The sequence below is a fragment of the Burkholderia sp. BCC0097 genome (assembly GCF_902832985.1).
Lineage (GTDB): Bacteria > Pseudomonadota > Gammaproteobacteria > Burkholderiales > Burkholderiaceae > Burkholderia > Burkholderia orbicola.
This window is the reverse complement of record NZ_CADFDM010000010.1, coordinates 299,127-309,468: the sequence shown is the minus strand read 5'-3', so window position 1 is coordinate 309,468 and position 10,342 is coordinate 299,127. Positions and strand designations below refer to the sequence as shown.

The window sequence follows — 10,342 nt, the reverse complement described above, 5'->3', positions numbered from 1 at the left end:
AAGTTGGTCCCGTCCTTGATCTTGCCTTCGGGAAGCGGGCGGCTGTTAAACACGCGAAACGTGTTGCCGGCGAAACGGAACGCTTCGCCCTCGCGCTTCAGGTCACGGCCCTTCAGCGGCACCCAGCCCAGCGATTTCCTGCCGCGATAGCGCAGGTACGGGCGACGGTGCTGACTGCGCGACTTCGCGTATTGCTCGCACGTCGCGTTGACGGTGCCGGAGTGAATACCGAGTTCCTTGCTGCTGCCGGTCGTCAGCACGTTCAGGTCGAATCCTGTAGGCCACTTCTTGCCCCACTTGAGCGCGTGCTTCTGCGTGTCGTTACAGAAGTTCCAGACGTAGTTCACCGCACGGCTCTGCTTGTTGAGCAGTCCGTTGAGCGATTTCACCCGGTAGCGATAGACAAGGATCATGCAGGTGATCCTAACCCGTGGAAGAAGCTGCCTGTCAACAGCACGCCTTTCCTTCCCGTCCTGAAGGACGGGGTTACTCGGAGCAACTGATGAACAACGCGACGTTTCTCTCCGTGCAGCTCGACGCCGACGATTTCGCCGGTTCCAGCGGTCTAGTCGAATTGCTCAACCGGCACCTGTTGTTCGCGACCGACGTCGCCGAAGCGGCCGACGCGCTCGTCCAGCTGGCAAGCGTCACGCACCTGACCGGCGCCACGCGCCACAGCGTCGAGCTGCCGGTCCTTGCGATCGAACGGCTGCGCGACGCGCTCGACACGCTGAGCGGTTACGACGAAACGTGGCTCCAGGTGCTGGAACCGGCCGAAGCACTGTTCCGCGATATCGGGCGCGGCCGACGCCCGCTGCACTGAACGCCGGCGCATGGCGCGCCGCCAATGAAAAAGCCCGTCGTTCCGCATAGCGGAACGACGGGCTTCGTACTACAGGGGGTCGGATGCGGTCGCCAGCGCGGCCGTACCATTAACGACCCTTGTAGACCGGTGCGCCGTCCGAGACGCGCTTGACTTGCCAGCCGGTCTTGGCCGCAGCCGGGGCGCCCGATTCCTGACCGGCGGCCGGTTGCGCACCGTAGCCGGTCGTATCGGCAGCAGCGACGTTCTGTTGCGGGTTCACGCGGGCTTCAGCAGCCTGGATGCTTTCCGGGTAGTTGGTCCGGTCGCTGCCCAGCTTGTAGCCGGCCTGTTGCAGCTGGACCAGTTCGGCCTTCACCTGGGCACGGGTGACGGGCGCGTTCTGTTGGGCGAACGAGACGGCGGGGACGGCGAGGACAGCAGCAGCAGCGAACGTTGCGATCAGCGATTTCATGATTACCTCCGGGATTTTTTTGCTCCGCCGCACACACCATGTCTGCAGCGATGGAACAGAGTTTAGTCCCGGCAGCACCTAGGGAAAACCATGAAAGAACGAAAACACTGTTTCCCCGGAGCCAACAATGTCGGCATCCGGGATAGAAAAACCCTATTCAAAGAATAGATTTTCGCAACAATGCCGCCTCGCCCAGTCGGTTACGACCAGTTCGCGTGGAAGCTGCCCGGCTTGTCGGTGCGCTCGAACGTGTGCGCGCCGAAGAAGTCGCGCTGCGCCTGCACGAGGTTCGCCGGCAGCCGCTCGGAACGGTAGCTGTCGAAGTACGCGACCGCCGATGCGAACGCCGGGACCGGCACGCCGGCCTTCACCGCGGCCACCACGACGTCGCGCAGCGCCGTCTGGTAGTTCGCGGCGATGTCCTTGAAGTACGGGTCGAGCAGCAGGTTCGCGAGCGCCGGGTCCTTCGCATATGCGTCGGTGATCTTCTGCAGGAAGCGCGCGCGGATGATGCAGCCCGCGCGGAAGATCTTCGCGATCGTCCCGAGATCGAGGTTCCAGCCGTATTCTTCCGACGCCGTGCGCAGTTGCGCGAAGCCCTGCGCGTACGAGATCACCTTGCTCAGGTACAGCGCGCGGCGCACCGCTTCGACGAACGCGGCGCGATCGCCGTCGAACGGCGCGGCGGCCGGGCCCGACAGGATCTTGCTGGCCGCGACGCGCTCGGTCTTCAGCGACGACAGCACGCGCGCGAACACCGACTCGGTGATGAGCGGCAGCGGCACGCCGAGATCCAGCGCGTTCTGGCTCGTCCACTTGCCGGTGCCCTTCTGCGCGGCGCGATCGAGGATCACGTCGACGAGGTGCTTGCCGGTCTCTTCGTCCTTCTTGCCGAAGATCTTCGACGTGATCTCGATCAGGTAGCTGTCGAGCTCGCCCTGGTTCCATTCCGTGTACACCGCGCCCAGTTCGTCGTTGGTCAGGCCCGCGACGTCCTTCAGCACCGAGTAGCTCTCGGCGATCAGCTGCATGTCGCCGTATTCGATGCCGTTGTGGACCATCTTCACGTAGTGGCCCGCACCGTCCGGGCCCATGTACGCGACGCACGGCTCGCCGTCCGACGGCGCCTTCGCGGCGATCTGCTTGAGGATCGGCTCGACGAGATCGTACGCGTCGCGCTGGCCGCCGGGCATGATCGACGGGCCGCGCAGCGCGCCCTCTTCGCCGCCCGACACGCCGGTGCCGATGAAATGCAGGCCCGACTGCGCGAGTTCCTGGTTGCGGCGGATCGTGTCGGTGAAATGCGTGTTGCCGCCGTCGATCAGCACGTCGCCCTTCTCGAGCAGCGGCTTGAGCGATGCGATCGTCGCATCGGTCGCTTCCCCGGCCTTCACCATCATCAGGATCCGGCGCGGCGTTTCGAGCGACGCGACGAATTCCTCGAGCGTATAGGTCGGCACCAGATTGCGGCCGGGGAATTCGGCGATCAGTTCGTCGGTTTTCTCGCGGCTGCGGTTGAACACCGACACCGCGTAACCGCGGCTCTCGATATTGAGTGCGAGATTGCGGCCCATCACCGCGAGCCCGATCACACCGATTGCTTGTTTGCCCATTAGTCAATTCTCCGGAAAAAACGGGGCGCGACCCGAGCCGGGCCGCGCGCACAGGCGAAAGGATAGAGGAAACCCGGCCGCGCTGCGCGCTTGCGTGTCATTGCTCCGCGTGCGGCAGGCGCCGGAACACGACGCTCAGGTTGTTCGCCGGCATCTCGACGACCTCGCTGCAGTCGAGGCCGCGATCGAGCCCGAGCGCGACCACGGTCTCGAGATCGCGCACGCCCCACGACGGGTCACGGCTGCGCAACTGCTGGTCGAACGCTTCGTTCGACGACGCCGTATGCCGGCCTTCGCGACGGTACGGGCCGTACAGGAACAGCACGCCGCCCGGCCGCAGCACGCGCGACGCACCCGCGAACAGCGCTTCCGTACAGGCCCACGGCGAGATATGGATCATGTTGATGCAGACGATCGCGTCGAGCGCCGCGACCGGCCACGGCGTGTCGCGCACGTCGAACGCCAGCGGCCCGGCGACGTTCGCGAGGCCCGCATGCGCGACCCACGCGGCGATCGAACGCCGCGCCTGCGCATCGGGATCGCTCGGCTGCCAGTGCAGGCCTGGCAACGCTTGCGCGAAGTGAACGACGTGCTGCCCGGTGCCGCTCGCGATTTCGAGCACGCTGCCGCTCGCCGGCAACACACTGCGCAGCACGTCGAGGATCGGCCCGCGATTGCGTTCGGCCGCCGGCGCCGACAGCCGCTCGGACGGATCGGGCGAAGCAGCGGCGCCGGTCACGATGCATGCTCCGTCGTGGCGCTGGGGCTGGGGCGCCCCAGCCCCAGCCGCGCCACGAGTGCGTCGAGCGCGGGCGCGCAGTGCGCCTCGACCTTCAGCGTCAGCATCGGGTCGGCGCGCGTATGGCCGAGATTGAGTGCGGCAACCGGCTTGTGTTGCGCCTGCGCCCATACGCAGAAGCGGTAGCCGGAATACACCATCAGCGACGAGCCGACGACGAGCAGCGCGTCGGCCGCGTCGAGCGCCTGCGACGCCAGCGCCACGCGCTCGCGCGGCACGTTCTCGCCGAAGAACACCACCGCCGGCTTCAGCAGGCCGCCGCACGCGGGGCACGCCGGGACGCGGAACGTATCGAGCGCGGCCCATTCCAGATGCGCGTCGCCGTCCGCGGCCGGCTCGGCCTGCGCGCCCAGCAGTTCGGGATTGTCGGCTTCGAGCACGGTCTGGATCGTCGCCCGCGCATGATGCGCGCCGCATTCGAGGCAGGTCACGCCGTTGATGCCGCCATGCAGTTCGATCACGTCGTCGCTGCCCGCGCGCTGATGCAGGCCGTCGACGTTCTGCGTGACGAGGCGCTCGATCCGGCCCGCGCCGCCGAGCCGTGCCAGTGCGACGTGCGACCCGTTCGGCTGCGCGCGGCCGACGACCGGCCAGCCGATCATGCTGCGCGCCCAGTAGCGGCGCCGCGCGGCATCGGAACCGAGGAATTCCTGGAGCTGGATCGGCGGCGAGCGCATCCATTGGCCGTTGCGGTCGCGGTAACCGGGAATGCCGGAATCGGTGCTGATGCCCGCGCCGGTCAGCACGAGCAGGCGCGGATGACGCTCGACGAAGGTCTGCAGCGCATCGAGCGCGGCCGGATCGACGTCCGCGAGAGAGGGATCGGGCAAGGCTTTGTCGTTCATGTTGGCAACGTGATCGGTCGCGCCGGCAGGCCGTGCGCCCGCACGGGCGGCCAGGCACGCCAGCACATGATACAGAACGCCGTGCGATCGGGCGGGCCGCCGCCACGGCAAGCCGTCGCACGCAAAAAGACGCCCGTCGCCGCTCGGCGACGGGCGCTTCAACAATTGATCCATCGGGGTAGTGGATCAACTGACAGCACAAAGTTGCGACGTCCGTCATGCCGCGATCGACGGACGCTCCCCGGACTCCACGTGTTCCTCGCAGCCACGCACATCGGCGCGTCACCGGCCGTCCCGGCCCGGTCCTGTGCCGCTGGCTCGTCACGCCGCCACGATGCGCGGCGTGCAAACGCATTCGCCGCGCGGCGACGTGCGTTGCGCCATGGCATGACGAGTCCGGGATCGAGGCCGGGGCCATCCGCCCGCGTTCGCGTTCATCCCCGACGGCCGACCGGCACGGCTCGGCCTCGTGCGTCACGGCTGCACGTCGTCGTTCAGAACGAACCCGATTGCTCGGATGGAACGGAAAGCCGCTCGCTCACGTCGCCGTAATCAACGGCGACGCGAATACCCGGGCAGGTCGGCGATTCATGTTTGCAACACGATGCGTTGCGTTTCGGTCTTTTTTCATTCTCTTGTCCCCGTCTCCGATACATCCGACCCACTGAAGCGATTGCCGGGTCGACAGCACCCGCGATCGCGCTCACGGCCCATACAACCATGCAAGGAGCGCACCATGCTTCATGCCGCAAGGCCTCGCGGGCACATGCCAGGCCGCGGGCAGCCATCGCGCCCCGTCAGAAAGCGCGAACGTTTCGAAACTGAAACGCGCCGCCGGCCCCGGCCGGCGTCATCGCGTCGCCTCTGCGCGGGACGCCGGTCGCCTTACAATCGCCTCACAGTGGGCGGCGCGCCTCGACTGGATGCGTGCGCCCGCCCTTGCCCTTTTCCGCGGCTCGCCACCACCCGACCGGAACCCGCCCTCGCCGCGTGGTCATGCTTGCCGTCGCTTCGCACGCACGTTGTCCTACAGCACCGACCGCGACAACCGCGCCTCGCGACGCGTGGCGTCACGCCTGGGCTCGTGTTGCGCGGCACGACGCTGCGGGTCGTTTAGCGGGGCGCGGCGCCGTCCCGCTCGGGCATCGCGCAAACACGCTAGCATTCGGACACGGAACACCGTACGTGCGCACTGCCTCGCCTCCAAGGATCCGCCATGCCCCTAACCGTTCCCGCCAGCCCCGACGTCGCGCAGCGTGTCTTTGCTGACGGACGGCTGTCGATCGGCCTCACGCTTCCGTTGCTTCGCACCGGCCACATCGTCGCGGACTTCGACGAACAGCTCGAACTCGCGGCGCTGGCCGATTCGCTCGGCTTTCGCGCGCTGTGGATTCGCGACGTGCCGCTGAACAGCGCAGACTATCCGGACCCGGTCGGCCATCTCGACCCGTGGGTGCTGCTCGGCGCACTGGCATCGCGCACCCGCCGGATCGCGCTCGCCAGCGGCGCGATCGTATTGCCGCTGCGCCATCCGCTGCATATCGCGAAAGGTGCGCTGTCGGTCGCGACGCTGTCGGGCGGGCGCTTCATCCTCGGGCTCGGCTCCGGCGACCGGCCGCCCGAATATGCGGCGTTCGGCGTCGACGCGGAAACCCGGCGCGACCGCTATCGCGCGCACTGGGACGTCGTCGCGGCCGCGCTCGGCGTGCCGTCGCGCGTGCTGCCCGACCAGGCGCCGCCCGATGCGCCCGAATTCACGCTGCTGCCGCGCGACGGCGACGCGGTGCCGATGCTTGCGGTCGGCTCGGGCGGACAGAGCGTCGACTGGATTGCCCGCCATTCGATCGGCTGGATGACCTATCACCGCGATCCGGATACGCAGCGCGCCCGCTATTCGATGTGGCGCGCGGCGGTCGAGCGGCTCGCGTCGCCGCAATTTCGGGCGTTCGGCGTATCGATGCGGCTCGACCTCGCCGCGCATCCGGATACGCCCGCCACCGCGCTGCCGCTCGGTTATGCAACCGGGCGCCGCGCGTTGGTCGATATCCTGCAGGACATGCGAGCCGCGGGAACGCACCATGTCACGCTGAACCCCGGATCGGACCGGCCCGGGCGCGACGTCATCGAAGAAATCGCGGCGCACGTCTTGCCGGTATTTCACGACGAGCCAGCATGATTCATAGGAATCCGAATTCACATGATGTGATGCCAGCGTGGATCGTGACCGGATGAACGTTCACCGGGTGACGCCTCGCCCATCGGCATCGGAAAGCACGCGTTACAGAGGCCTTACGATCGGGAACACGGGACGCCTGCGTCGCGTCGCACATGCCCGATCCGAATAGCCGGCGACGGAACTATTCGGTCCCGATCGCAATCATGTTAACTTCCGTCCATCATTCAGCCTCGCGGGCCGCGTGACGAGACGCACCCGCATGCCCACTCCATGCGACATATCCTCCTCGGCTGGCTGCTCGCCGCCGTCGTCTCGGCCGCCCACGCGGCCGCTCCCGCTCCGGCTCCCGCGTCGGCCGCCTCCGGCGCCGCGCCCGCACTGACGCCACAAGAGGCGCGGCAGGCACTGAACGTGCTCGAAAACCCGCGCGACCGTGCGCAGGTCGAAACGACGCTGCGCGCGATCGCGGCCGTCGGCGCGTTGAGCGCGCCCGCCGTGCCGGCAAGCGCAGCGCCTGCAGCCAGCGGCGCATCGGCTGCCGCGGCGCCGGCCGCGCTCACGTCGAACGGGCTCGCATCGATGCTGGTCCGCCAAGGATCGCGCTGGGCCACGCAGATCGGCAACGCGCTGCAGGAATCGCTGCGCTCGCTGCTCGATATCGGTTCGGTGGGAAGCTGGTGGCACGACAAGCTCGTCAGCGCCGACCAGCGTGCGGATCTCACTCGCACGCTCGGCATCCTCGTCGCGGTACTGCTGCCTGCGCTCCTCGTCGAATGGCTCGCGAAGCGGCTGCTGCGACGCGCGCTGGCCACGGTGGCCGCGCGCCGCGCCGACACGTTGCGCCACACCGCATCCGATTCCGCCGCATCGGACGAGGACCACGCGCCGCCGCCGTCCGATATGTCCACCCCGCCCGACACCGCAGCCGCGGACACCGCCCTCTCGTCGTCGCAAAGCCGAGGCCACGCACGCCGGCACACCACGCTGCTGCACCGAATGCCGCGCGCCCTCGTCAGTCTCGCGCTGCGCGCGGTGCCGCTGCTCGTATTCGTCGGCGTCGCGAGCCTGACGATGTCGTTGCTCGTCGAAGCAGACACGCCGATCGAAGCCGCGCTCGAAGCGTTGATCGACACCTACGTGATCTGCCGGCTCATCACGATCGTCAGCCGGCTGTTCTTCCAGCCCGATGCGCGGCAGTTGCGGCTGCTGCATATCAGCGACGCATGGGCTGATTTCGTGCAACGCTCGATCGCGCGAATCGTGATCGTGGTCGGCGCGTGCACGGCGGCCGTCGAGATCGCCGCGAACTTCGGCCTGAGCGAAGCCGGCCATGTCGCGTTGCTGAAGGCCGTCGCCCTCGTCGGGCACGTGATGATCTCGGTGCTGATCCTGCAGTGTCGCCGGCCGGTCGCGGCACGGATTCGTGCCGCCGGCGCGGATCGTCCGGCCTTCACGGTCGTCGGCAACGCGCTCGCGGACGCATGGGCGCCCGTCTCGGTCTTCATCGTGATGGCACTGTGGTTCGTGTGGGCGCTCGACGTCCACAACGGCTATCGCGTGCTGATCACGCTCGGCGGCCGCTCGATCGCCGTGATGATCGCGATGCGGATGGTGTCGATCGTCGTGTTCGGCGCGCTCGCGCGGCTGTTCCAGCGCCGCGACGACGACCGCACGCTCGTTCATCTGCACGCGTACCGCTACTACCCGCTGCTGCGCCAGATCGTGTCGGGAGCGATCGGCGTCGTGACCGTCGTGCTGCTGCTGCAGATCTGGGGCGTGCCGATCTTCCGCGCGTTCGAGACGGGCACGATCGGCCACCGGCTCGCGTCCGCGCTGGTGACGATCGCGATCGCGGCGATCGTCGCGCTCGTCGTGTGGGAGGCGGCCAACATCGCGATCGAGCGCCGGCTGCAGCGCTGGACGCGCGAAGGCAATCTGGTGCGCGCGGCGCGCCTGCGCACGCTGCTGCCGATGCTGCGCTCGCTGCTGTTCGTGATGATCGCGCTCGTCGTCGTGCTGACGGGCCTCAGCGAACTCGGCGTCAACGTCGGCCCGCTGCTGGCCGGCGCCAGCATCTTCGGCGTCGCGCTCGGTTTCGGCTCGCAGAAGCTCGTGCAGGATTTCATCACCGGGATCTTCCTGCTGATGGAAAACGCGATGCAGGTCGGCGACTGGGTCACGCTCGCCGGCGTGTCGGGCACGGTCGAATACCTGTCGATCCGCACCGTGCGGCTGCGCGCCGGCGACGGGTCGCTGTACACCATCCCGTTCAGCTCGGTGACGACCGTCAACAACACGAATCGCGGGCTCGGCAACGCGGCGGTCAAGGTGAGCATCGCGTACGGCGAGGACATCGACCGCGCGATCGCGACGCTGAAGGAAATCGGCGCCGCGTTGCGCGACGATCCGAAATACCACGACGGCATCCTGTCGGATTTCAGCTACTGGGGTATCGACCAGGTCGACGGCGCGGCGCTCGCGCTGGCCGGGCAGATGCAATGTACGGACTCGGCGCGCTGGGGCGTGCAGCGCGAATTCAACCGGCGGATCGCGGAGACGTTCCGCGAACGCGGAATCCGGATCGCCAATCCGCAGCGCAGCGTCGTCGCCTATGCGGACGGATCGCGGCCGGTCGGCAGCGAGGAAAACGACCCGCGCCCCGACACGCGGAATACCGCCGAACCGGCAGCCCGGCCGCCATCGCCCGACGAAGCGGAGCGCAAGCCGGGCTGATCGCGATCGCCCGCGGCCGGTGACCCGCCGCGCTCAACGCACGGCAGGCTTCTTCACGCGCGTCGTGCTTTTCGCGGCGGGCGGTACCGCCCCCGGCTTCGCCGCACGTCGTTTCGACGCGGCACCCTGCGCGCGCTTCGCAGCGGATTCCGCGCTGGCGGCATGCGCATCGCGCTGCGCATGCCATTGCTCGAGCAGCACGCGGGTCTGGTCGGCAATCGTGTCGGTCACCAGCGCCGCGCGCTCGCCCTCGAACGCCTCCCATTCGAGCAACTGCAGCGCCGAACGCTGCGCGATGTGGAACACCGTGATCTGCCCGAACAGGCTCAGCGCGCGCAACCGCGTGACGGGATCGTCGACCGGCCGCCCCGTGATGCGGCCGATCAATTCCGCGCTCACGTCGTTCAGCGGCTTGCGCATACGCTTCATCAGGATTTCGCTCGCGCTCGCCGGCTCCTGGCCGCCCTGCTCGCGCGCGAAGAACATCCGCTGGTTCATCGTCTTGGGCGCGGTGAACATCCGGTCCGACAGCGCGCGCAGCAGCCCGACGAACGCATCGATCAGCGCATCGACGCTCGCATGGCCGTCGAGCATCGCCCGCGCATGGCCGACCGCCGGCGCGAACACTTGCCAGCCGTGCTCGGCGATCGTCTCGACGCACGCGCGGTACACGCCTTCCTTGTTCTCGAAGTAGTACTGGAGCGCCGGCGCGTTCACGCCCGCCATCGCGGCAATCTCGCGCGTCGACGCGCCCGCGAAGCCGCGTTCGCCGAACAGTTCGATCGCCGCCTCGATGATCCGCTGGCGCGTCTCGTCGCCGCGCGCGTAGCCGCCCGCCGACGTGCGGCGCAGCTTCTTCGCTTCGTTCATGCCTTCCTCGTCATTCGATCGATCCACAT

General features: G+C 67.9%; 8 protein-coding genes and 1 pseudogene. 3 read left to right on the top strand and 6 right to left on the bottom strand.

The annotated features are described in order from the left end of the window. Positions 1-413, bottom strand: a pseudogene (locus tag HWX07_RS30355) (RNA-guided endonuclease TnpB family protein); the annotation flags it as partial. An 89-nt stretch (positions 414-502) separates the two neighbouring features. Here HWX07_RS30355 and HWX07_RS30350 point away from each other — a divergent pair. Further along, on the top strand, positions 503-823 hold the full coding sequence (locus HWX07_RS30350) for a hypothetical protein (protein ID WP_011694691.1): 321 nt from the start codon (positions 503-505) through the stop codon (positions 821-823). Positions 824-932: 109 nt separating this feature from the next. Here HWX07_RS30350 and HWX07_RS30345 read toward each other — a convergent pair whose 3' ends face one another. From HWX07_RS30345 to HWX07_RS30330, 4 genes are all read right to left on the bottom strand, one after another. Beyond that, a complete protein-coding gene (locus HWX07_RS30345; protein ID WP_175807825.1) occupies positions 933-1,277 on the bottom strand; it encodes a DUF4148 domain-containing protein in 345 nt (114 codons plus the stop codon). A gap of 200 nt (positions 1,278-1,477) precedes the next feature. Continuing rightward, positions 1,478-2,890 carry an NADP-dependent phosphogluconate dehydrogenase gene (gene gndA / locus HWX07_RS30340; protein ID WP_006479382.1) on the bottom strand — a complete coding sequence of 471 codons (1,413 nt, stop codon included), beginning with the start codon at positions 2,888-2,890 and terminating at the stop codon, positions 1,478-1,480. A gap of 97 nt (positions 2,891-2,987) precedes the next feature. Further along, positions 2,988-3,629 carry a DUF938 domain-containing protein gene (locus tag HWX07_RS30335; protein WP_175878792.1) on the bottom strand — a complete coding sequence of 214 codons (642 nt, stop codon included), beginning with the start codon at positions 3,627-3,629 and terminating at the stop codon, positions 2,988-2,990. Continuing rightward, positions 3,626-4,534: an NAD-dependent protein deacetylase gene (locus HWX07_RS30330; RefSeq protein ID WP_175878791.1), complete on the bottom strand. Its 909-nt coding sequence runs from the start codon at positions 4,532-4,534 to the stop codon at positions 3,626-3,628. Before HWX07_RS30330 ends, HWX07_RS30335 begins: the two co-directional genes overlap by 4 nt. A 1,216-nt stretch (positions 4,535-5,750) precedes the next feature. Between HWX07_RS30330 and HWX07_RS30325 the strand changes: the two genes are divergently transcribed. Both HWX07_RS30325 and HWX07_RS30320 read left to right on the top strand, forming a co-directional pair. Next, complete coding sequence (locus HWX07_RS30325; RefSeq protein WP_175878790.1) at positions 5,751-6,710, top strand: LLM class oxidoreductase; 960 nt, start codon at positions 5,751-5,753, stop codon at positions 6,708-6,710. Between the two features lie 270 nt (positions 6,711-6,980). Next, positions 6,981-9,443: a mechanosensitive ion channel domain-containing protein gene (locus HWX07_RS30320; RefSeq protein WP_175878789.1), complete on the top strand. Its 2,463-nt coding sequence runs from the start codon at positions 6,981-6,983 to the stop codon at positions 9,441-9,443. Positions 9,444-9,476: 33 nt separating this feature from the next. On the opposite strand, the gene HWX07_RS30315 is transcribed toward HWX07_RS30320, so the two are convergent. Further along, on the bottom strand, positions 9,477-10,313 hold the full coding sequence (locus tag HWX07_RS30315; protein ID WP_175878788.1) for a CerR family C-terminal domain-containing protein: 837 nt from the start codon (positions 10,311-10,313) through the stop codon (positions 9,477-9,479). Between the last annotated feature and the right edge of the window lie 29 nt (positions 10,314-10,342).